The following is a 21,047-nucleotide window of genomic DNA, read 5'->3' as shown; positions in this document are numbered from 1 at the left end:
CCTCAAACGGGGGGTTGGCTCAGGACAGGAGGGGCGGGCAGGCTGGCCTGCATCCAGACCACGGAAGGGATCTCCATGTCCGATGCGCGCCGCCACGCCGAGGTGCTGTCAGGTCACGCCAAGGTGCTGTCGGGTGCGGATCAGGCCACCGACACACGCGAACTCTTCAGCCGGACGTCCGCCAAGCTGCGACGGCTCATGCCGTTCGACTCGGCCGTATGGGCGGCCACCGACCCGGAAACCGGTCTCATCACCGCGCCGATGCTGGTGGAGAACCTCGGCTCTGGCGAACGCTGCGCCGACTACTGGGAAAGCGAACTCCTGGAGGAGAACGTCCTCCCGTTTCGGGACCTCGCCCGCGCCGCTGTCCCGGCGGCCGGTCTGCGCGCGGCCACCGGCGACCTGCCCGCACGCAGCGCGCGCTTCCGCCGGCTGCTCGGAAGCCAGGGCGTGGACGACGAGCTACGCGCTGTGTTGCGGGTCGGCGACCGGCCGTGGGCCGTGGTGAGCCTGTTCCGTATGCACGGTGGCGCCCCCTTCGGCCCGGCCGAGACCACGCTGCTCGCAGGTCTGTCCACTCCGCTGGCCTCGCGGCTGCGCCGGTTCGCCCGCCCGTCCGCGTCCGCCAGCAGAACCGGCGCACCCGCGCCCGGACTCGTGCTCTTCGATCCCTCCGGTGAGCCGACGTCGATCAACGAAGAGGCGCGGCAGCATCTCTCGCAGCTCCCTGAAGGCCCCTCCATTCCCTCTCAGCTGGGCTTGAGGCTGCCGATCTGGGTGGTCGCCACCGCGCTGCAGGCCCGGGCGATCACCCAGGGCCGCGACCGGGCAGGCGGCGCGAGGATGCGCATCCGAACCGTTGACGGCCGCTGGTTGACCTGCCACGCCTCCTGCCTCAGCGGCCCCGCTGGGCAACCCGGTCCCGTGGCGCTCGTCATCGAACCGGCAGCCGCCGCCGATCGGGCGGTCCTCATCGCCGAGGCGTACGGCCTGACGCCGCGCGAGCTGGAGATCACCCAGCTCATCACACGCGGGCTGCCCACCACCGAGATCGCCGCGACGCTGTTCATCTCCCCGCATACCGTGCGCGACCACGTCAAAGCCGTCTTCGGTAAGACAGAAGTCTCCAGCCGAGGCGAACTCGTCGCGCGACTGTTCGCCGAGCACTACCGGTCCGTGTGAGTACGCGCCCGTCAGGTGTCGAAGCGGCGGCGGGGCGGGTACGCCGCACAGGGTCGGCAGGCACTGTGCCTCGCAACGGCCGCCAACCCGTGAGCGCCGCCACGAAAATGCCGACAGCGCCTGGCTTCGCGCGGATGGCGGGTGCTGTCGGCTGACGAAACGCGAAGGCCCAGAGGTCTACAAGTGACGGTCGGTGCCGGCGGCCGCCGCACCCGCACGGACGCCGGGGCAGCGTCTCATCGCTCAAGCTCGGAGCAAATCCCCCACACGGGGAGGCGCCGGCGGCGCCTCGGCGGTCGCACGCAGGGCGTGCTGCAGGGAGACCGCCGTGAGGCCGGCCCGGAGCCCAGCCGAGCGCAGGGGACGCCGCCGTTTCCCGAGTGGACCCCCGCCGCCCCAGCCCCACCACGCACAACGATCAACAGATCGCACGCCTGCGAGCCGGGCGACGGAACGCGAATGTGGGCCGGGCTGCCTATCGTTGATCCGGTCGTCAGCCGACGCAGCCGGGTACAAGCACGGGGCTGCCGCTGCAGTTCGTCGGAGAGTTGAACAGCACGAGGCTGCCGGCCAGCGCCACGACGCCCGCGTTGTAGATACCGCCCGGTGCGGTGGTCGCAGTATTTTCGGTCACCTCGCTTCTACTGAGACTCGCGACCGCGGTAAGGGGCAGGTTTGCCAGGCCCGCTCCCTTGGCGTTGGTCCCGATGGCATCGTTGTGGTGGACGTAGCTCTCGTCGAGGACGAGTCTCGCGGCGTTGCGGATGCCGCCGCCGCGGGCCCCGTCGCTCACCGCCGTGCCCACGGTGTTCTCCCTGACGGTGGTGCTTCGGAGTGTGGCCGTGACGCCGAGGCCCGCGCGGACGTCGATGCCGCCTCCGTGAGCGGCCTGGTTGAGTTCGACCACGCTGTCGGTGAGTGTCAGGGCGCCTTTGCTCCGGATGCCGCCGCCGTCGCCCGTGGCGGTATTTGACGCGATCCGGCTGAGGCCGCCGAACACAGCGGTGCCGCCGACCGTGTCCACTCCTGCGCCCTGCATGTTCATTCCGGCGCCTTGCGGCGCGGTGTTGCCGTCGAGGCGGCTGGATCCGAAGACGACCGTGCCGCCGTCGTTCTCGATGCCTCCGCCGGCTTGCGCCGCGCTGTTGCCGGTGACGTTCCCGGCGGTGACCGCGAGCCTGCCGCCGCTGCGGACCCAGATGCCGCCGCCGACGCCGGTGGAGCGCCCGCCCCGGACCGTAAGGACGTTGAGGCTGAGATTTCCGCGTGCTCCGCCGCTTCCGTCGATCTGGAAAATGCGGAATTCCGACGCCGTGGAACTGCGCTGGATGACATTTCCCGTGCCCGTGATGACGATGGGGCTGGCGATCACGGGCAGACCGTTGCCGTCGTTGTCCTCGTCCTGCGTGATCGTATAGGTGCATCCGGGAGTGAGGACGAGTGCGCCGCCGCCGCTCGCGTTCGCGTTGCTGATCGCCTGCTTGAGGGCCACCTCATTACACGCAACCAGGGTCTGGGCGTGGGCGGTGGCCGGAGGGACGGTGACAGCCGCGACGGTCACGGCTGCGCTCACGAGAACGCGGAGTGTGGACATCCATTGCCTTCTTTCACATATCGGTTCCTGTGCGTAACGTATTGCGTGCTTGCCGTGAAGGCAGTTTGATCTTGGTGTCTGGATACGGCCACCCGGATCAACGCACGCCGCCCTCGGGCAGGCCCGCGGAGTGCGCAAACGCTGGTACGCGGGCCAGGCGAGGGTCAGATCCTGGCGGGTGAACAGGCGGTGGGCGGTCCTGGGGAACTTGTTCACACCTCGCCGACGCCGGGCCACGTTCGCCGCCGCTCGTGGACCCATCAGGGTGCACCACTGAGCCGATCCGCTGACGTTGCAGCGAGGTGTCCCACCACTGGTGGCCGGGATTCCCACCATGGCCGGGTTGCCCTGAAGGGGACCCACCGCACATCGTGCGATCCGGTTTAGAGAAGGAGCGGCGGCTATATGAGCCCCGAGTACAAGACCAGGTCAACCCTTGGGCCGCTGCCCAGACGCAGCAGCTGGCTGACCGGCGGCACCCTGGCATCCATCGCCCTGCTACTGGCGGGAATCGCCAGCCCCACTATCGCCACGGCCCAGACCGTCCAGGCAACCGAGGCGGTCCGCACGGCGAGCCCCACGGGAGGCGGCGACGAATGCCGGCCCGACCACCAGCGGCCGGATCAGCACCGGCCGGATGACTACTGGCCGCAGGTACTGGCCGGCGGCGGTGGCGACGAGTGCAGGGAGGGCAAGCCAGGCGCCACCGGCCCAACCGGCCCGCAGGGTCCCCGCGGCGACACAGGCCCAACCGGCCCGACAGGCCCCACGGGCCCCACCGGTGCCACGGGCCCAGCCGGACCTGACGGCGGAGCCACCGGCCCCACCGGAGCCACGGGCCCGACCGGTGCGACGGGTCCGACCGGCGCCACCGGGCCAGCCGGTACTGGCGGCGACGGAGCCACGGGTCCGACGGGCGCCACCGGCGCGACGGGGGCAACCGGAGCCACAGGACCGGCGGGTGCGGACGGCGCCACGGGTCCGACCGGTGCGACGGGTCCTGCTGGTGCAACGGGCGCCACCGGACCGGCGGGTGCGAACGGGCAGTGCCGCGACGTCGACGCGCACAGGCCGAGTGGTGCCTTGGAGTTCAAGGCCGTGCTCACCGGCGACGGCGTGGCATACGCGGGCGTACGTCGGCCCGGCCTGACGGGATTCACGTGGTACGACCTGACCGACGAGGGCCAGGGCTTCCCGGAAAACCCCTGTTCGATCTCCGTCGCCTCCTCGGACAACGTCGTCTCAATTCAGGTGCAGACCACGGAAGACGAGCTGTACGAGACCATTTGTGTGGTCACAATCGCACCGGGCGGCGGCCCGGTCTCCCTCACCTGCGACGAGAACTGGACGCAACTGGACACGCCGACGCCGGGTGACCCCGGCAACAACGCCGCCCAGCAGCCCCTGAGCACCGGTGACACAAATCAGCGCCCAAAGGACAAGAAGTAACACCCTGGGACGCTAGTTGTGGCCCTCCTCCCTCGCGGGAGGAGGCCGTTCCGCGTGTCATACCTCGCCCAGGACCTCCGACATCCCCAGGAGAAACCAGCCCGGGGGCCTCACCCCGCCACCGCATGACCTGCAGTGCCCTTCATGCCCGGTGAGCAGTGCCGACCCGTGGACCGGTCCCGCACAGGTCCACGAGCCTGGTCCCGAGATTGACCCTGGGGTGGCGGTACCGGGGCACAGGGCTGGGCGCACGCGGCCCTCCGTGGGACCCTCCACCTGGCTGACCACCCAATCCTCAGCCAGTGGGCCTCTTCCAACCTCATGTTGAGGCGTGGTGAAGGACGAGGACGGCCTTCACGACGTCGGTGATCCGGTTGGTGCTGCAGCGGAGCTTTCGCAGGAGGCGCTAGCCCTTCAGGACGGCCATGGGCTGCTCGCCGACGCACCGGATCTTGGCGTGGCTGCTGTTGTGCCGTCGCTTCCAGCGCTTGAGCCGGCGTCCCCGGAAGGGGACTCGGATGTGCCGGCCGGCGCCTTGGTACGCCTTGTCCGCCCAGCACTTCAGTCCCGCTGCGGCGAGCGCGTCGACGATCCCGTGGCTTCGGGCGGCCGTCAGGTCGTGGGTGGCTCCGGGCAGGGCCGGGGATGCCCAGAGCAGTCGGCCGAACGGGTCGGTGAGGACCTGGACGTTCATGCCGTGCCGCTTGTGTTTGCCCGAGTAGTAGGGGGTGTCTGCGGCGATCCGGTCGATCGGCAGCAGGGTGCCGTCCAGGATCACGAACGCCTTCGTCCGGGCCGTCTCCATCGCCTCGGCCAGGGTGGGTGCGCGAGCGGCCAGGACTTCTATGGCCTCGCGTATGTATCGGTAGACGGTCGCGATGCCGATTCCGAACCCGGCGGCAAGCTGGGCGTAGGTGTCGCCGCACCGCAGGTGGACCAGGGCGAGCAGGGCCTGACGGCCGGCGGGCAGGCGCCGCCACCTCGTCCCGATCTCCCGTTGCCGAACTGCGAGCTGTGCGGTCAGGTGCCGCGTGGTACGGCTGGACAGATCGATCGACGACGGGTAAACAAGCACGCGAAGCTCCTGGCAGACACGGGTGATCTTGGTCGAGAACCCGTCTACCAGGAGCTTCGTCGTTCCGTACAGCCCTTGACCCCCAACAGCCCGGCATCGCGCTCACGTTGGAAAAGGCTCACTGCAACCCACACGTCGCGCATCAAGGTGTCAGCTGCCCAGCCTGGCTGGCTGCCGATGAGCGTCCAGGCCGTGAGGCAAGATCGACTAACGTCTTGCATGGGCATGGCAGATCGCTGTGCGGAGAAGACGAGGAAAATCTTGAAGACGATGCGTAAGCGCGCCACAGCCTTGCTCGCAGCAACGGCTGTCTTTACCGGTACCGCGCTCACCATGGGGGCCAGCACGGCAAGCGCGGCCCCCACCTTCACGTTCTACGCGACACCCGACGGCGGCAAGGACTTCACCATCAGGGTCTACAACAACGGCAAGCTCGCAGGGGGAGGATACTGGACGGCTGATCCGATAGCGGGTATTCAGACCGGCGACACGCTCGTCGCATGGGACGGGCTGGCCGACGGATACGGAATCACAGCCCATCTCAGCACCGGCCGGGTGGCGTCGACGAGGGGATCCAATGCCCCTGCCCACGAAGCGGTGACGGGCAATCTGCCGGAAGGAAATGCCTACAACATGTGGGTGTGCGTGGTGAAGGATGGTTACCGCAACTGCTCGGGTAGCTACACCATCAGGGCCTAAAAATGTCGACCACGAGCGGGGCTAGCAGACCCGGCTCGTGATTTGGCGAAGACCTCCGGCGTGGTGGCCAAGTTCAGGTCCCCCGCGCACGGGGGTCTTCTGTTGGGATGGGGACGAGCGCGACGTCCCAGCCGGGCAAAGGCGGCAAGGCGTTCCAGAAGTGCCTGGAGGCCCTCCGGCAGTACGTCGCGCGGGAGGGCGGCCTGCCGGGTCGCGCCGTCGTCGAGGTCCTCCCGGACGGGGCCGAGCACCGCACCGGGATCTGGATCGGCAACCAGAAGGCGCGCCGCGACCGGCTCGACGCCGGCCAGCTCGCCGCGCTCGCCGAGCTGGGCGTGGAGTGGGCCACATCGTTGATTGCCCCGCAAGCACGGACTACGGGGTGATTGCGGGGCAATCACCCCGGCGGCATCCCTCGTGCCCCCTGCCCCGGCACGACCGGGCCGCCGGGTGATTGCCCGGCAATCACCCTCGTTCCAGAAAACTGGAACAGGGGGCGCCGTCGGCGGGCCGGCCCTTCCTCCGTCCCTCCGTGGCGGGGCCCACGGGACTGACGGGACTGAAATTCGGGATTGCGTTCTCAGGCGAGGGAGCTCCGCCGTCACCGCGTACGCCCCGCGCCCCTGGCCGGTGCGGTCTGCTGCCGGTGAGCGGGGACGGCGGCTTCCGTCGGGGCCTGCTGTCCGGGGGCCGCGGCGGCGGGCGTGGTGGTGGACCGGGAGCGGGCCGCCGCCGGGGAGACCCGGACCCGGGACACGGGCGCGTCCGGGGCGGAGGGCGGCGTCGTCAGGGAGTGCAGGGTCGCGTCCACGAGGCGGCCCACCACGGTGGAGGACGGGCCTTCCTTCCAGGTGGTGTCGGTCCCGAGGCGGGCCAGGTGCGCGCCGAGGAGACCGGTGCCCCCGTGGTCGCGGATCTGGTCCATGCGGGCGGCCACGACCAGGAGGCCCACCTGCGTCTCGGACAGCACGTCCTTGACGACGCCGACGATCGCGGCGTGCGCGAGCCGGTTGACGCCGAGCTGTTCCAGCGCCTTCGCCCGGTCGCCGAGGTCCAGGTCCCGGGGCGCGTTCAGGCCCTCGGTCAGCGGGCCCCAGGAGCGCTTCGCGTCCGTACTCGCGGGCGGCGCCCACGGATCGGCGGCCTCCCGCACCGGCGCAGCAGCGGGGGCGGGCGCGGTGCCCGGAGCCGGGGCGGGTGCGGGCACGCGTCCCGCCGCAGGCGCGCCCCACGGATCGCCGGAGCCGCCCATGCGCGAGGCCAGCACGTCCCGGGCCGGCGGCGCGACAGCACCGGGAGCAGCGGGGCCAGGAGCCGGGGCTGCGGTGGGCGCCGGGGTGGCCGGGGCGGGCGCGGTTGCGGGTGCGGCGGCCGCGGTGGTGACGGCGGCGACGGCCTGGTCGACGCCCGCTCCCGCGGCGTGCGCGTCGAGGAGGATCCGGGCGACGTCGATGCCCTTGGCGTCGAGCCGGCCCATCGCGGCCGCGATGTCCGGCCAGGCCGGGGAGGCGAGGACCGCGTCGCGCACCAGGCCCTCCGGCATCGTGGACTTCAGCAGGTCGGCCCACCGGTCGGTGCCCTCCGCCTTCGTCCGCGCGATGTTCGCGGCGACGGCCTGGTGGACTCCGCGGTCATGCGGCCCATCTGCGGCAGGAAGGTGCCGAGGTCGACTCCGGCCTGCTGGAGTCCGACGAGCTGGCGGGCCATCACCGGCCAGTCCGCTTGCGCACCTTGGCCTTGGGCTTCGGGGTCCTGCCCTGGGTGCTGGACCGCTTTGGCTTCGCAGGTACGGGCTGCCGCACCATCCGAGGCTTGTTCCCTGGGCGGTCGGCCTTCGGTGCCTGGCGAGGTTGTGCGGCTGACGGATTGCTCTCGGATGTGAGAACCGTCGAGGGAGCTGGTGGCCGGCTCTCGGGCAACGCCGTCAGCGGCAACGCGTTCTCGTTCGGCTCCTGGCGTACGGGGACCAAGGTCGCCGTCAGTACGTACGGCAAAGCCCGTAGCTCCCCAGCGCTCCCGCCAGTCGGCCCCGACTCCGGGACGTGTTTCCATGGCCGAGCTCTGCCGTTCCTCACACGGGATCACGAATCCGGCCATCACCCAGCTCTGCCACGGCACATACCGGTAACCGACCGGCCGGGTACTCGGACAGGACAGCCCTCAAGGTGAGAAATGCCCCCGGCCGGAAGGCCCGCCGGGCGCCCAGAACCGTGGGCCGAGGTTGTCCATCGGGTTGAGGTAGACCAGCGCGGTGAACCAGGGCGCGGCCACGCCGGGGTCCTTGAGCCGGATCAGCGTTGCGTGCTGCGCGGGCGGTCCCTCTGGTGGGATAGGCAATACAGCAGGTCAGTACAGGTCGTAGAGCAGATGCGTCATCGCGTCGCGGGCATCGAGGGCGCCGGAGGTCTGCGGGCCGGCCGGATGCGGGGCTGGCCCCGTGCGGGGTGCCAGTCAGCGTCGGCCCGTCGCCTCCGGCACGCAAGGCCTGAAGATGCACGGCGGCCGTTTGTCCGAGCGCGGCCCATGCTCCCGCCGTGGCCGCCACGTTGGCGGCGACTTCCCGGACGCGGGGCTCGTTACGCAGCACCGCGCATCCGTAAGGAGCTGGCGGGCTTCCCTGAGGCGTTCCATGGACATCTTCCCGACCCATGGCTGCTCGGGGTTGGTGGCCCGGCCTGGGGCGATGGGCTGGCTGATCTTCGTCACGCCCTCCCAACGCCGCACGGCGCCTTTCGGTGACTGCCGCCCATCGTGCTGTTCGGCCCTCAAGCAGTAGGGTTACTCGGGTGGATACCCCCTCGCTCCCGCGTTCCTTCCGGCTGCTCGTGACGGGCGGAGGGACTGGCGGTCACACCTATCCGGCTCTGACGGCCGTCCGTACCCTGCAAGGCCGTCTCGCGGCTGCAGGCAGCACGCTCGACGTCCTGTGGATCGGTACCGCTGACGGCCTTGAGGCGCGCGTCGCTCCTGCGGAGGGAATCGCGTTCAAGACGGTGGCCACGGGGAAGATCCGCCGCTCGTCGAACCCTCTCAAGATGCTGTCCGCCGCGAACGTGAAGGACATGGCCCGGGTACCGCTCGGCGTGGCCCAGGCGCGGGCGATCGTGTCCGAGTTCCAGCCGGATGTCGTCCTGGCGACAGGCGGGTATGTCGCGGTGCCGGCCGGGCTGGCCGCGCGGCTGTGCCGACGTCCGCTGGTCCTGCACGAGCAGACGGTCCGGCTGGGCCTGGCCAACCGGAAACTCGCGAGCTCGGCTACGCGGATCGCGGTGTCCTCGGAATCGTCGCTGGCGTTGCTGCCCGCCGAGGTGCGGGACAGGGCGGTCGTCACGGGGAACCCTGTGCGGCCGGAGGTGCTGACCGGTCACCCGGACAAGGCGGTCGAGGCACTGGCCTTGTACGGGTTCGACCGGCGGCTGCCGACGGTCTACGTCACCGGCGGCGCGCAGGGTGCCCAGCAGATCAACGGCGTCGTCCGGGACGTGCTGCCCTGGCTGCTGAGCCACGCGAACGTGATCCACCAGTGCGGCCCGGCGAACGTGAACGAACTCCGGGCGGCCGCCGCCGGGCTGGACCCGGTCCTCGCCGGCCGGTACCACCTGACGGGATTTGTTGGAGCAGAGCTTCCCGATGTTCTGGCGCTGGCTGATGTGGTGGTCTCCCGCAGCGGAGCGGGCACGTTGGCCGAGCTGACCGCGCTGGGCAAGCCTGCCGTGTTCGTACCGCTCGCTACCTCGGCTGGGAACGAGCAGGCGCACAATGCCCGCCACCTGGCCGCCTCGGGGGCCGCCCTCGCCCTGCTTGGCGAGGTCACCGGGCAAGGCCTCAAGGACGCGGTCGGCCCGCTCCTGACCGATCCCGCCCTGCGGGCGGCGATGGCGGAGCGGGCCAGGGCGTACGGGCGGCCGGACGCCGCGGAGCGGCTCGTGGACGTGCTCCTGTCCGCGGCTGCTGGCTGACCCGTTCCTTCGGAAGGGCTACCTGAGGACCGCGGCGGCTGCGCGCTCGACCAGTTCGATGACCTCGGTGAAGGCCTGCTGATCCTTACCGAACGGGTCGGGGACATCGCGGTCGCCGAGGTACAGGCTGATCTTCCGGCGTATCCGCTCGTCTGGGGCCAGGTCCTGGAGTACGGCCAAGTTGGCGCAGTCCATGGCGAGGATGGTGTCGGCCCAGTCCATCACCTCGCCGGTCACCTGGGACGCGCGGTGGCCACTCAGGTCGTAGCCACGTGCTGCGGCGGCGGCCGCCATCTGCTCGTGCGCCAGCTGGCCGGCCCACTTGTCCCGGGTCCCGGCCGACCGGACCTCGACGGTGTGCCCGCCGTGGTGGGTGAGGACGGCGGCGGCCAGGGGTGAGCGGCAGATGTTGCCGAGGCAGACGGTGAGGATGCGGCGGGGCCGGTTCACCGGTCCGCCCGTGCCTGGTCGAGGGCCCCTGCGAGTACGGCGGCGACGTGCTCGGCGTCGGCGTCGGTCATGTGCTGGTGGAAGGGGAGGGTCAGGATCTCGCGTCCGACGCCTTCGGTGACTGGGAGGCTCCGGTGCCAGGGTGCGAAGGCGGGTTGCCGGTGGTTGGGCGGGTAGTGCGTGCCGACCCCGATGCCGCGCTCGCGCAGGGTGCGGAAGACACGGTCGCGGTCGCGAGCGGCGACGAGGACGACGCACAGGTGGGGGACGGACCGCTCCACGTCGACGTCGATGAGGGTCGCGCCGTCCACGTCGCGCAGGGCGTCGGCGTAGGCGCGCCACAGGGCCTTGCGCTTGGTCTCAGCTTCGGTGAAGTGGGCGAGTTGGGCGAGGCCGACGGCCGCGTTGAGGGAGGACATCTGTACGCGCAGGCCGAAGCCGTCGACGGTGTAGCTGGTCGCCTCTGCCCTGTGCGCTGGGGATTCGACGATGCCGAGGCCGCGCAGGAGTCGGCACTTCTCGGCTTCCTCCGGGGTTCGGGGGACGATCATGCCGCCCTGGCCGCAGGTGAGGTTCTTGATGGGGCCGAGTGAAGCAGGTCAGTTTCCCTGTGGCCCCGACGCGGCAGTTGCCCTCGTACGAGCCAAAGGCGTGGGCAGCGCCCTCGATGACCGTGATGCCGCGATCGGCGAGCTGGGACTCGGCGTCGGTGAGGTCGACGGCCCGGCCGCCGTAGAGCACGGGCATGACGGCCCGGGTGTTCGGGGTGAGGGCGTCGAGGACGTTGTCGTTGTCGACGCACAGGGTGCGGGGGTTGACGTCGGCGAAGCGCGGTCGGGCTCCGGTGGCGAGGATGGCCTGGATGCTCGCGCAGAACGTGAGGGAGGGGACGATCACCTCGTCGCCTGGGCCGATGCCTGCGGCTAGCAGCGCGACGTGGAGTGCGGAGGTACCGGAGGCGACGGCGACGGTGTCGAGGAAGGCGGCGATGGCCGCCTCGAAGCCGCCGCCGACGCGGGCATTCACCTCGGTCATCGAGATCCGTTCGGGGCCGTCGTCGCAGAGGAAGCCTTGGGCGCAGCAGGCTCCGGCCGATCCGACGGCGGCCAGGGTCTGCTTCACCCGGGCCTCGGCCTCTTGGTCGTGGAAGGTGCGGGAGACAACGGCCAGGCCGCCTTTGACGAGGAGGCGGTACCGGAGGATGACCGAGGCGCGGCCGGAGCGGTCGACGAGGCAGTCCGCCGTGAACTCCCTTCCGGTTACCGCTTCCTGCACGATCGGGTCGGGGGCGAGCTGGCACAGGATCCGGGCCTGTTCGCGGGTCTCGCAGAAGACGACGTTCTTCGCTCCCTGCCCGTGGCGCGGCTTGACGATCAGGGGTCGGTTGTCGGGAAGCTGGTCGATGCCGTCGGGCAGGACGGTGCGCGGGGTGGGGACGCCGTGCTTGGACAGGGCGGTATGGAACGCGGCCTTGTCGCCGCAGGCCGCGATATCGCGGGCATCCGGGAGCCAGGTGGTGACGCCGAGGTCAGCCAGTGGCCGGCGGAGCGAGTGGAGTTTGGGGAGTTCCTGTTCGACGGTGGACATGATGGCGTGCGGGTGGAACTCGGAGCACGCGCGCAGGAGGTCGGCGCGGTAGGCCTCGTCGGCGGCCGGTGCCGTGACGCGCGGGGTGACGGACGGGAGGAGCAGGCCCGGGGCGTACGGGTCGCAGTCGGTGGCGATGACCTCGCAGCCGAGCCGGAGCAGTGAGCGGGCGAGGTCGAATCCGGGGGCTCCGCCGACGCCGGTCACCAGGATGCGGCGTGGGCCGCGCCGGTCAGCGGACATCGAATGCCCCCCGCCCGGGTGCCGGTACTGCGGGCGAGACGCTCACGTGGCAGGTGCGCGTGAGTGGGGCCCAGCGGTCGGGGCGGGTGCGGTACCAGTCGATGGTTTCGGCGAGGCCTTCGTCGAGGTCGCGGGCCGGCTGGAAGCCGAGAGCTGCGATCTTGTCCCAGACCATGGAGTACCGCAGGTCGTTGGCCTGCCGGTCGGGCACGTAGGTCACCGAGTCCCAGGTGGCGCCACACAGGGCCAGGAGCTTGGCGGTCAGCTCGCGGCCGGTGAGGTCGATGCCACCGGCCAGGTTGTAGATCTCGCCTGGCTTGCCCTCGCGCAGGACCAGCTCGATGCCGGCGCAGTTGTCCTCAACGTGCAGCCAGTTCCGGACATGCTGTCCCTGGCCGTGCAGGGTCACCGTCTCGCCCTGCAGGAGCCGGGTGACGAAGAGGGGGATGACCTTCTCGGGGAACTGGTGGGGCCCGTAGTTGTTCGAGCTGCGCGTCACGCAGACCGGCAGGCCGTAGGTCTGGAAGTGGCTGAGCGCCACGAGGTCGCTGGCTGCCTTCGACGCCGCGTACGGGACGCCGGGGCGAACGGGGTCCTCCTCGGTGGCGGAGCCCTCGACGAGTGACCCGTACACCTCGTCCGTCGAGACGTGGACGAACTTCTCGATCCCGTGGCTGCCGGCGGAGTCGGCGAGGGTCTGGGTGCCCAGCACGTTCGTGGTCAGGAAGTTCCCGGCCGCGGTGAGGGAGCGGTCGACGTGGGACTCCGCCGCGAAGTGGACGACCGCCGTGTGCCGGGCCATGAGGTCGTCCACAAGGTGTCCGTCGAGGATGTCGCCGTGGACGAACGTCAGCCTCGGGTCGAGGAACGCCTCCCCGAGGTTCTCGACGTGCCCTGCGTAGGTGAGCGCGTCCAGCACGGTGACACGGGTCACCTCGTCGCTGCGGAGTATCCGCCGGACGAAGTGCGAACCGATGAAACCGGCACCGCCGGTGACGAGGACTTCGTGCATCTGGCACCCGCTTTGGTCGTGGAGGGGAACGACGGCGGAACCTGCTAGGCACCGCTGCTCGGGACCGTGGGGATCCTTTGTGGCGGGCCGCCGTCTGCTCTCCAGAAGACTGCTGCGGATGTGCTCGTGGGAGGCGAACTAGGGGGGCGAACGAAGCACATCCGGTTCCCTCACACCGCGCCGGAGTCCTAGTCTCGAAGCCCGCATCTGCGGCATCGGCGCCGCAGGACACCGGCTGGCGTAAGGAGGCTCGGTGGCGCGAGCCAAGGCCCAAGGCGGTCCCAACGAGGATCTTGGCCGACTGATCAAACAGGCAGGCGCGAGCCACAAGTCCCTGGCCGCCCAGGTCAACCAGGTCGGAGCCGGCGCGGGCGTGCCCCTGCGGTATGAGCACACCAGCGTCGCCAGATGGGTGAATCTCGGAATGATCCCGCGTGGCCGTGTGCCCGAGTTCGTGACCGCTGCGCTGGGCGAACGCTCGGCAGGCCCGTGAGTGTGGACGAGATCGGCATGTTCAGCAGGTCGGGCGGAAACCCTGACATGGAGTTGGATTTCGCCCGCGACCCCGTCGACGCCGTCCGCGTCGCCGCCACCTACTGGAGAACCGTGGACCGCACTCGCCGCCAGCTCATCAGCAACGGCTTCGCCATCGCAGCCTTCGCCACCCCCGTAACCCGCTGGCTGGCCAAGCCCGCCGACGCCCCGATCGCCCACGAAGGCGGCCGCCGGGTCGGCCGCAGCGACCTCGACGAGCTGTGGAAGGCAGCGGACGAAGCCCGGCAGTGGGATTCGCGTTGCGGCGGCGGGAACTGGAAGGCCAGCTCCGTCACCGAATGCCTCCGCCTGAACGCCGCGCCGCTGCTGACCGGCACCTACACCGAGAGCGTCGGGGCGCGAGCTGTTCGCGGCGACCGCTGAACTGTCCCGGGTAGTGGGATGGTCAGCCGTCGACACCGGCCACCACGACACCGCCCAGCGCCACTTCGTCCAGGCCCTGCGCCTGGCCCGCGCGGCCGGCGACGTGGAGAGCGGCTGCTACGTGATGGCCACCATGGCCTTGCAGGCCTTCCTCCGCGGATTCCCCGAACAGGCGGCGGACATGGCCGAAGGCGCCTACGAGCGCGGGCGCGGTCACGCTGCGCCCCGAGTGCTGGCCTTCGCGAAACTGGCCGAAGCGCGCGCCCACGGCCGTACCGGAAACGCCAAGGCGGCCAAGGCCGCACTCGGCCGGACCCAGGAGCTGCTCGACTCCATCCGCCCCGGCAGCCACGACCCCGAACAACTGGCCTACATGACCCACGCCCGCCTGGCGGCCGACGCCACCCAGGTCCACCGGGACCTAGCCGATCCCAAGGGCGCCTTCGCGTGGAACGAGCTGGCCGCGCCCATGCCGGCGGACCGCTTCACCCGCGCCACCGGCATCCGCATGGCCGTCCTGGCCGCCAGCCACATCCAGGCCCGCGAATTGGAACCCGGCCTCACCGCCGCGAACACCTCGCTCAGCATCCTCAGCAACGTGCACTCCAGCCGCGCCCACAGCCATCTCCACGAAGTCACCCGCGCCCTCGCCCCGTGGAAGGGTCGACCCGAGGTGAGCGACCTCATCCACCGCACCCGCACCGAACTCCCCGCGGCGGCCTGACGTCCCGGCGTGCTACGAGCCTTGGCGTGCTGCGGCGAGAAGCCTCTGCGCCGTGCGTTCGCTGACCTCGTATCGCTGGGCGATCTCGGTGGCAGTGACCTGCGAGTCGCTCAAAAGATTCGCGATTTCCCCGACTCGGGGGTCATGCCGAGGACGCGGGGCGCGGTTCCGGGGGGGGGCACCTGACTGTCGGCCGGGCGCGTAGTGGCGCTGGTCTCCGGAGCCACGGCGGGCGTCGATGCTCCGGCGCGTCCACCAAGTTCGGCCCTGGCGCTCGGTGCCTGCGGGGAGGTAGCCGGTGGTGGCGTACGCGCGGACGGTGGTGGCGTCGATACCGAGTACGGACCCGGCCTCCTTGTCGCTGAGGAGGTCGTCGGGGTGGACCGCGTCACTAGCCGGGCGCGCGGGAATGCGTTCGCCGTTGAGGTAGGCGGTGGCTTGGGCGGCGTCGTAGAGCCGCAGCCTCTCACCGGGGTTGAGCACGGGGACGCGGGCGCGGAAGCCGGCGCCGTGGCGGCGGCGCCAGGTATACACGGGCAGGCCGCTCGCGGTGGCGATGTCGTCCTCGGTCATGGTGCGGCGTCCCTGCGGGATCATCCGTGGCTCTCACCCGTGCGGCCCACGGCGTCACCAGTCCCGCCGTGGCCTCGCTGTGTCACCAGACCTACCGCTGACCGGCGAGCCACTCGCACAAGAAATCGAACACATGGTGGAATGGAGGGATCCCCGCACCGAGGAGCATCGCCATGACCTCCCCCGCCCCGGCCCCCGCATCCAGACCGCAGCCCGTCACCTGGCCCCCCGTCTCAGACTGGCCCCTGCACGAAATGGCGCGTTAACTGCACCTGCGAATCGGGTGAAGCGCAGAGAAGCCACCAGCCGGGCCTGGGTCCTCCGGCTGACCACCTGCTTGGGAAGCTCTGCGGCCGGCCAGGACCAACCTGGTCCTGGCTGTGCCGGAATTTCTTCGGGAGCGTGACTGTCACGCGATTCACAGGCCTCGCGCTCCTGCTACTGGCCTTCGCCACAGGAACCCTCGCGGTAGTGCGTCGACGTCTCCCCTCGCGGTGAAACACTCACTCGCGCTCCTTGCTTCATGCACCGACCCCGGCAACCGTATGCCGCCTCTCGGCGACATCGCGTTCGGCCTCCTGGCCGGTCACGGCGACGGCCGTCATTCCTGCACTTCGCCGTCCTGGCTCTATCGGTGAACCGAGAGCGAATATTTCTCGGGGGCGAGAGCACGCCGCGGCTCGGCAGAAGCTGTCAGTTCTGGCAGCACCCCGAGGCTTGCCCTGCGACACCATCCTTGTGGGTTGACCAGGCCGCCTCGGTCCGGGTTCCCGTGGGCCATGGTGATGCCACGGAAACGACGCCTCCGATCGCCAGGCATCGGGCCATCGCACTGAAGAGGCGGGCGAGTGGGTCCGTTCTTGCAGCGCGAAGCTTGCATAAATATGCATAAGATGGCATATTTCCACTATGTACAGCTCCTCACCCTGCGACCAGCACCCGCCGGACCCGACAAACCACGCTTCCGCACCCCGGGCCGACATCACCCGGGCCCGGGACTGCGACCACTGCGGCGGCTGGGGAACCGTGGTCAACGGCGGCCGCCACGAACTCTGCCCCCACTGCCAAACCCGCGCGGCCCCCGCCCACGAATCCCCGCACCCGCCATCCCGGCCATGATCTTGCCGTTTAAAACCCCGGAGTCGGCGTACAAGTAGCTGGTCACCCGACACCACCGGCCCCGGCCAGCAGCCGACGCCGGTCGCTGGGCCAGGCGAGGGTCAGGTACTGACGGTTGAGCAGGCGGTGGGCGGTCTTGCGGGACCTGTTCACGCCTCGCCGATGCCGGGCAGCGTTCGCCGCCGAGGATGGACCCATCAGGGGTGCACCACTGGGCCGAACCGCCGACGCACTCGCGAAGCCTCCCACCACCTGCGACCGAGATCCCCACGATGGCCTCGGCCGCGCCCTCGGTCCCGGCGACCTTCTGGAGTTCCTGCGGCGGGCCGGCCTGGACCCGGACAACGTCCGCCTGGACGATCCGCTGCTCATCGAGTGGCGCGGCGGCGGACCGGCCGTCTGGACCCCCGGACACGGGCGAGGACTGAGCGCAACAGTGCGGGCCGCCACCCGGTGAGGTAGCGGCCCGCACTGCTGCTCTGGTCAGCGGCTACTGCCGCAGGGATCAGCTACCGGTGGATCACCGCGCACGGTTCGCCCTGCACCACGTTGAACTCCACGCACAGCTTCGTGCCATGGGCGAACCTCTTCCCGCCCTTCCACTTCCAGCCGACCGTGGAGAGCTTGGTCAAGGCCCCGCTCGCGGGAATGGCGTCCTTCCAGCCGGCCAGTTCCCACCGGTACCCGGCCGGGGTGTACGTGATCAAGCGGGCGCGCGCCCCGGTCCCGTGGCCTTCATGTGGGCGCCTACGTTGTCGACCCGCAGTCCCTTGCCCCGTACCGACAGCCCAACCCTGCCGTCTTTGGCCTTCGCATCGGCGTGTGCGGGGGCCGCGGCGAACACGAGCGCGGCGGCCCTCATTACGTAGATCGTCTTTCGCATGTCAGCTCAACCGGGCGCCTGACGGGAAGGTCACCCGGAGGCCCCGGTCACCGGAGTGCCCACAGTGCCCGCCCAGGCCGCCCCCGCCCCCGCCCCCGCCCCCGCCCCCGCCCAAGACCTGACGAAACCGGCGGCCGCCGCGAGGCCGAGACGCCGGGCAAGCGCCGGTGCTGGCCCCGCCGAGGCTGACCGAGTGATTGCCCGGTAATCACTCGGCGGGTGCCGCGGTCGTCACCGGCGGCGCAGGGCAAGTGCCACGCCGAACGCGGTGGCCAGTGCCGAGGCCATACCGCCCACCGCACCGATCGGCCGGGCCAGCGAACGGTGAACCACGCACAGGTAGCCCGTGGCACCCAGAACCAGGACGACGACGATACCCAGGAGCAGGAGCACCACGGGGTCGGTACCCGAGGGCTGCGGAGCCGACTGGTGCTGGGACTGCTGGTCGATGGCGGACATGAGGGTTCCCTCCCGTTGTGGTCTGCGGACAGTCCGCAGACGCCTGCGGCGGATCATGGAGCCCTGCCTCCCCTAACGTCTCGGGATGCCGGGCAAGCAGCACCGTGCGGGACCGCAGGGTTAGCCATGCAAGGCGCGCGGCGCTGACTCACAGGGGAGTTATGGGGGGATGGAGCAGGAAGTCATCACCCGCCCGCAGCGGGCTCAGGGGACGACCCGGCGCCGGGTACCCCCATTCGTCGTCTCCGGCAGCGGCCTGCGACGGAGTCAGGCCCCACCAGAATGGGGAGACTTGGCTCCGCCAAGCGTTCGACCGCCGGGCCCGTGAGTGGCCCGCCCGGCCCGGTCGGCGGGCCGGAGGGCACTGGCGCGAGACTGGGCGGATGATCGAGCGCCGCCCACTGAGCACCGGCCCCCGCCCCGCCACCGACACCCCGGCCGCGCCCGGCCCCCGGGCCCGCCTCGCGGCCGAGCTGGCCCAGGTGGCCCCGGCCGCCGAGGCCACCGGCCCCGCCGAACGGTCCGCGGCCGCGCCCGGCCGGCGCCACCTGGGCCCCGGGGCTGCGGCCGCCGCTGGTTGGCTTTGTTCACGAGTCGTGCGTGAAGTCGGTTGTTCACGGGTTTGGGAGGCGCCCGAATCCACGGGCGGGCGATGTTCGCGGGTTTTGAAGGCATCGACCTGGTCATGCCGTGGATGTCGAAGGTTGAGGTCCGGTGTGGCCATTACGGTGGCAAGACCTCCTCCCCCTCAAAGGCGCCACCATCGAGACGGGAACCGTTCCTCCGTCCGCGACGGAATCGCTCCATCACCCGCGTGAAATCCCGTCACTCCATGTAGGACATGGACTGTCCTACATGGAAGCAATGCTTCCGTTAGGACTTCTCGGGACCAGGGCGTGTGCCCATGAGGAGCTCCGTCCCTTCTGCTCGCGTTCCCTCTCCAGGAGTGATCCCTGATGAAGCCTCCCGCCATCGCCCCGTGCCTGGGTGTGTCCGACACCCAAGCGACTGTCGACTTCTACGAGAAGCTCGGCTTCACCGCCCTGCCTTCCGGCAACGACCCGGATGACGACCTGCGCATCCTGCTCTTCGACGGCGAGTTCGCGCTGATGGTCTACCGCGACGAGCACCTGCGCAGCTGGCTGCCCGTCCTCAGGGACACCCCGGTCGGCGCGTTCGGCATGTTCTACCTGGCCGTCGACGATTTCGACGCCTACGTCGAGCGCATCCGGCCGCTGGTCACGATCGAGAAGGACGTGATGGAGCACCACGGCGACAAGCTCTTCTACTTCACCGACCCCGACGGCTACGTCATCGGCGTCAACCAGAAGCGGACCCGATGACCACCATGACGAAGAACACCGACACGGCTGCCGCGGGCTCAGTGAAGTGTGCGGCCTTCTGGGGCCATGACGGCAAGGCGCTCGCCGCCTTCTATGCCGCGGCCCTGGGCTGGGAGGTCACCCAGACCTTCGGCGACGCCGCGGCGATGATCAGCGACGGCACGACGAGGTACGTCTTCTACACGGCCGAGTCCTTCAAGGCGCCGGACTGGCCCGCGGACGAGCTCGTCTTCCATCTCGACCTCACCTTCGGCGACGTCGAGGCCGCCGGGGACCGCCTCATCGCCCTCGGTGCCACCAAACCTGCCCACCAGCCCGGCGGCAAGCACTGGACCGTACTGCTGGACCCCTCCGGCCAGCCCTTCTGCATCAGCGCCGCCGGCAAAGACGGGTGAAACACGTAGCTGTCGGCGAGTTGCGGGCTCAGGGACGTCACTGTCGTTTCTGTCGGAGATTGCGCAGCCGTTCCGTGTGGCGGGGCGCAGGTCGGCGGTCTGCTCGACTGTCTCCGCTGGCCGTCCCGATTCGCCGGCCTTGCCGCGGGTGGTGCGTCCGGTTACGTAGAGCGGGCTCCACCCCGGCTCGCCCCCGTGGCCAGGCCGCGGGTGAGGTATGCCGCGGTGGCAGGTGGGGCAGACGCAGGTCCGTGCCGCGAGGAGGGTCTGTAGCTCGCGCACGACTTGGCAGAGGCTCAGGCCGGCGCCGTGTCGCGACCGCTTTCTTCGCGGTGCCCGAGGCGCCCCGCAACGTCAGGACCGCCTGCTCGCCTTGTCTGTGAGGGCGTCCACGAGCTGGTCGTGGGTCATGCTGGAGCGGCCGGGAACGTGCGCGGCTGCGGCATCTGTGGCAGCACCGGATCGTGCTGCCTTCTGCGGGTGCGGTCACAGAGCAGTGGCCGCACCCGCAGACGGGCACTACCAGTTCCGGCGTGCCCCCGTCCGGGGGCCGGCACCCGATTGCTGGGGCAAGTTGCTGGACGGGCCCGCAGCCTCATCAGCAGGAGTCCTGCGAGCCACGTCGGCGCGGGCTTCGGCGTCCGGCGGCGGGGCCAGGGTGATTCCGGCGTCGGTAAGCATGCTCAGGTCCAGTGTCCACGTGATGCGGGATCGAGCCTGCCAGAGGTCGAATGCTGAAGCGATATGAAGGTCGGCCTGGGCGCCGGTCATCTCGGTGACCTTCATGAGGTGAGTACGGGCCTGGGGCGCGAGCCCGCGGATCTGGGCGAAGCCGAAGTGTGTGGCCGTGTGGCAGTCGGTACACAGGCAGATCAGCCGCCTCAGCGGCTGCACTCGGGTGGCATCGTCATAGGTCCACCGCTCGTGCGCCTCCAACCACCGCTTTGCCTCCCGGTCCTGGCTCGCACCGCAAGCTTCGCAGCGGTTGTCGGCACGGCGGTAGGTCATGCGGCGCAGGCGGTCCCAGTCCTTCTGGGCGACGCAGGATCGCACGTTGGTGAACCAGCAGCTGCTCGGCACGAGGTCGACGAACAGCCTGCTGCCGAGCGAGCGGTCCTCGCCTGGCAAGAGCTCAGGAATGTCCGCCCTGGGAGTCCAGCGCTCCAGGCCGGCGATCCCGGCGCGCGGCGCGTATCAGCGCCGGTGATGGCGCTCTTTGAAAACGGCTGTGGTCCACATTTCGTGACGGTCACTGCTCACGTCACGCCGCTTTGGCATGATCGCCCCATGATCGAGTACTCCTGGCCAGACGACTCAAGAGCAGGCCGAGCACGTGATGCGTGGGCTGCCACGGTCGAGGATCTTCCCATCGGAACCCACGTG

General features: G+C 70.2%; 20 protein-coding genes and 2 pseudogenes. 10 read left to right on the top strand and 12 right to left on the bottom strand.

What is annotated here, in order from left to right; translation table 11 throughout:
* Positions 1-75 precede the first annotated feature (75 nt).
* Complete coding sequence (locus ACWDYJ_RS23750) at positions 76-1,182, top strand: LuxR C-terminal-related transcriptional regulator (RefSeq protein WP_451567609.1); 1,107 nt, start codon at positions 76-78, stop codon at positions 1,180-1,182.
* A 493-nt stretch (positions 1,183-1,675) separates the two neighbouring features.
* On the opposite strand, the gene ACWDYJ_RS23745 is transcribed toward ACWDYJ_RS23750, so the two are convergent.
* The gene (locus ACWDYJ_RS23745) at positions 1,676-2,755 is read right to left on the bottom strand and encodes a hypothetical protein (RefSeq protein ID WP_451567608.1); all 1,080 of its coding nucleotides are present in this window, start codon (positions 2,753-2,755) and stop codon (positions 1,676-1,678) included.
* A gap of 1,119 nt (positions 2,756-3,874) precedes the next feature.
* On the opposite strand from ACWDYJ_RS23745, the gene ACWDYJ_RS23740 reads away from it, so the two are divergent.
* Positions 3,875-4,225: a hypothetical protein gene (locus tag ACWDYJ_RS23740; RefSeq protein WP_451567607.1), complete on the top strand. Its 351-nt coding sequence runs from the start codon at positions 3,875-3,877 to the stop codon at positions 4,223-4,225.
* A gap of 319 nt (positions 4,226-4,544) precedes the next feature.
* On the opposite strand, the pseudogene ACWDYJ_RS23735 reads toward ACWDYJ_RS23740, so the two are convergent.
* Positions 4,545-5,300, bottom strand: a pseudogene (locus tag ACWDYJ_RS23735) (transposase family protein).
* Between the two features lie 270 nt (positions 5,301-5,570).
* Between ACWDYJ_RS23735 and ACWDYJ_RS23730 the strand changes: the two are divergent.
* Entirely contained in the window at positions 5,571-5,999 is a 429-nt protein-coding gene (locus ACWDYJ_RS23730) for a hypothetical protein (protein ID WP_451567637.1), read from the top strand.
* Positions 6,000-6,106: 107 nt separating this feature from the next.
* Positions 6,107-6,385, top strand: coding sequence for a helicase associated domain-containing protein (locus tag ACWDYJ_RS23725; RefSeq protein ID WP_451567606.1), 279 nt, complete (start codon positions 6,107-6,109; stop codon positions 6,383-6,385).
* Between the two features lie 215 nt (positions 6,386-6,600).
* Here the strand turns inward: ACWDYJ_RS23725 and ACWDYJ_RS23720 are convergent, their stop codons facing one another.
* Positions 6,601-7,542 carry a hypothetical protein gene (locus tag ACWDYJ_RS23720; RefSeq protein ID WP_451567605.1) on the bottom strand — a complete coding sequence of 314 codons (942 nt, stop codon included), beginning with the start codon at positions 7,540-7,542 and terminating at the stop codon, positions 6,601-6,603.
* Between the two features lie 617 nt (positions 7,543-8,159).
* On the bottom strand, positions 8,160-8,336 hold the full coding sequence (locus ACWDYJ_RS23715) for a hypothetical protein (RefSeq protein ID WP_451567604.1): 177 nt from the start codon (positions 8,334-8,336) through the stop codon (positions 8,160-8,162).
* A 449-nt stretch (positions 8,337-8,785) separates the two neighbouring features.
* Between ACWDYJ_RS23715 and ACWDYJ_RS23710 the strand changes: the two genes are divergently transcribed.
* On the top strand, positions 8,786-9,958 hold the full coding sequence (locus tag ACWDYJ_RS23710; protein WP_451567603.1) for a UDP-N-acetylglucosamine--N-acetylmuramyl-(pentapeptide) pyrophosphoryl-undecaprenol N-acetylglucosamine transferase: 1,173 nt from the start codon (positions 8,786-8,788) through the stop codon (positions 9,956-9,958).
* An 18-nt stretch (positions 9,959-9,976) separates the two neighbouring features.
* Here the strand turns inward: ACWDYJ_RS23710 and ACWDYJ_RS23705 are convergent, their stop codons facing one another.
* The 4 genes and pseudogenes from ACWDYJ_RS23705 to rfbB all read right to left on the bottom strand — a co-directional run bounded on the left by ACWDYJ_RS23705 (position 9,977) and on the right by rfbB (position 13,250).
* Entirely contained in the window at positions 9,977-10,408 is a 432-nt protein-coding gene (locus ACWDYJ_RS23705; RefSeq protein WP_451567602.1) for a low molecular weight protein-tyrosine-phosphatase, read from the bottom strand.
* Positions 10,405-10,959 (bottom strand): DegT/DnrJ/EryC1/StrS family aminotransferase, encoded by a 555-nt coding sequence (locus ACWDYJ_RS23700; RefSeq protein ID WP_451567601.1) that lies wholly within the window; start codon positions 10,957-10,959, stop codon positions 10,405-10,407. The genes ACWDYJ_RS23705 and ACWDYJ_RS23700 overlap by 4 nt, the downstream gene beginning before the upstream one ends.
* A gap of 100 nt (positions 10,960-11,059) precedes the next feature.
* A pseudogene (locus ACWDYJ_RS23695) lies at positions 11,060-12,238 on the bottom strand (DegT/DnrJ/EryC1/StrS family aminotransferase); the annotation flags it as partial.
* Positions 12,228-13,250 carry a dTDP-glucose 4,6-dehydratase gene (gene rfbB, locus ACWDYJ_RS23690; RefSeq protein ID WP_451567600.1) on the bottom strand — a complete coding sequence of 341 codons (1,023 nt, stop codon included), beginning with the start codon at positions 13,248-13,250 and terminating at the stop codon, positions 12,228-12,230. The gene rfbB and the pseudogene ACWDYJ_RS23695, both read right to left, overlap by 11 nt.
* 253 nt (positions 13,251-13,503) lie before the next feature.
* Here rfbB and ACWDYJ_RS23685 point away from each other — a divergent pair, with 253 nt between their 5' ends.
* The 3 genes from ACWDYJ_RS23685 to ACWDYJ_RS23675 are packed head-to-tail and all read left to right on the top strand — an operon-like array spanning position 13,504 to position 14,892.
* On the top strand, positions 13,504-13,743 hold the full coding sequence (locus tag ACWDYJ_RS23685; protein WP_451567599.1) for a hypothetical protein: 240 nt from the start codon (positions 13,504-13,506) through the stop codon (positions 13,741-13,743).
* Entirely contained in the window at positions 13,740-14,168 is a 429-nt protein-coding gene (locus ACWDYJ_RS23680) for a hypothetical protein (RefSeq protein ID WP_451567598.1), read from the top strand. Before ACWDYJ_RS23685 ends, ACWDYJ_RS23680 begins: the two co-directional genes overlap by 4 nt.
* Positions 14,169-14,181: 13 nt before the next feature.
* Positions 14,182-14,892, top strand: a complete 711-nt coding sequence (locus ACWDYJ_RS23675) for a hypothetical protein (protein WP_451567597.1) — start codon at positions 14,182-14,184, stop codon at positions 14,890-14,892.
* A gap of 12 nt (positions 14,893-14,904) precedes the next feature.
* Here the strand turns inward: ACWDYJ_RS23675 and ACWDYJ_RS23670 are convergent, their stop codons facing one another.
* The 3 genes from ACWDYJ_RS23670 to ACWDYJ_RS23660 all read right to left on the bottom strand — a co-directional run bounded on the left by ACWDYJ_RS23670 (position 14,905) and on the right by ACWDYJ_RS23660 (position 17,926).
* Positions 14,905-15,465, bottom strand: coding sequence for a DNA-binding protein (locus ACWDYJ_RS23670; protein WP_451567596.1), 561 nt, complete (start codon positions 15,463-15,465; stop codon positions 14,905-14,907).
* Between the two features lie 1,628 nt (positions 15,466-17,093).
* Positions 17,094-17,291, bottom strand: coding sequence for a hypothetical protein (locus tag ACWDYJ_RS23665; RefSeq protein ID WP_451567595.1), 198 nt, complete (start codon positions 17,289-17,291; stop codon positions 17,094-17,096).
* 407 nt (positions 17,292-17,698) lie between these two features.
* Positions 17,699-17,926: a hypothetical protein gene (locus tag ACWDYJ_RS23660; protein ID WP_451567594.1), complete on the bottom strand. Its 228-nt coding sequence runs from the start codon at positions 17,924-17,926 to the stop codon at positions 17,699-17,701.
* Between the two features lie 956 nt (positions 17,927-18,882).
* Here ACWDYJ_RS23660 and ACWDYJ_RS23655 point away from each other — a divergent pair.
* Complete coding sequence (locus ACWDYJ_RS23655) at positions 18,883-19,269, top strand: VOC family protein (RefSeq protein WP_451567593.1); 387 nt, start codon at positions 18,883-18,885, stop codon at positions 19,267-19,269.
* Positions 19,266-19,664 (top strand): VOC family protein, encoded by a 399-nt coding sequence (locus ACWDYJ_RS23650; protein WP_451567592.1) that lies wholly within the window; start codon positions 19,266-19,268, stop codon positions 19,662-19,664. The genes ACWDYJ_RS23655 and ACWDYJ_RS23650 overlap by 4 nt, the downstream gene beginning before the upstream one ends.
* Positions 19,665-20,183: 519 nt before the next feature.
* On the opposite strand, the gene ACWDYJ_RS23645 is transcribed toward ACWDYJ_RS23650, so the two are convergent.
* The gene (locus ACWDYJ_RS23645; RefSeq protein WP_451567591.1) at positions 20,184-20,792 is read right to left on the bottom strand and encodes a DUF5710 domain-containing protein; all 609 of its coding nucleotides are present in this window, start codon (positions 20,790-20,792) and stop codon (positions 20,184-20,186) included.
* Positions 20,793-21,047: the final 255 nt, after the last annotated feature.

Source organism: Streptomyces sp. NPDC003042 (genome assembly GCF_053591315.1).
The sequence above is the reverse complement of the archived record's forward strand: the minus strand, read 5'-3'. Positions and strand labels throughout refer to the sequence as shown.

Bases quoted from the DNA above. Each gene is read 5' to 3' on its own strand.
- ACWDYJ_RS23730 (WP_451567637.1), top strand. From the start codon at position 5,571: ATGCGTAAGCGCGCCACAGCCTTGCTCGCAGCAACGGCTGTCTTTACC.
- ACWDYJ_RS23720 (WP_451567605.1), bottom strand. From the start codon at position 7,542: ATGCCGGAGGGCCTGGTGCGCGACGCGGTCCTCGCCTCCCCGGCCTGG.
- ACWDYJ_RS23660 (WP_451567594.1), bottom strand. From the start codon at position 17,926: ATGTCCGCCATCGACCAGCAGTCCCAGCACCAGTCGGCTCCGCAGCCC.
- ACWDYJ_RS23655 (WP_451567593.1), top strand. From the start codon at position 18,883: ATGAAGCCTCCCGCCATCGCCCCGTGCCTGGGTGTGTCCGACACCCAA.
- ACWDYJ_RS23725 (WP_451567606.1), top strand. From the start codon at position 6,107: ATGGGGACGAGCGCGACGTCCCAGCCGGGCAAAGGCGGCAAGGCGTTC.
- ACWDYJ_RS23650 (WP_451567592.1), top strand. From the start codon at position 19,266: ATGACCACCATGACGAAGAACACCGACACGGCTGCCGCGGGCTCAGTG.
- rfbB (WP_451567600.1), bottom strand. From the start codon at position 13,250: ATGCACGAAGTCCTCGTCACCGGCGGTGCCGGTTTCATCGGTTCGCAC.
- ACWDYJ_RS23670 (WP_451567596.1), bottom strand. From the start codon at position 15,465: ATGACCGAGGACGACATCGCCACCGCGAGCGGCCTGCCCGTGTATACC.
- ACWDYJ_RS23750 (WP_451567609.1), top strand. From the start codon at position 76: ATGTCCGATGCGCGCCGCCACGCCGAGGTGCTGTCAGGTCACGCCAAG.
- ACWDYJ_RS23700 (WP_451567601.1), bottom strand. From the start codon at position 10,959: ATGATCGTCCCCCGAACCCCGGAGGAAGCCGAGAAGTGCCGACTCCTG.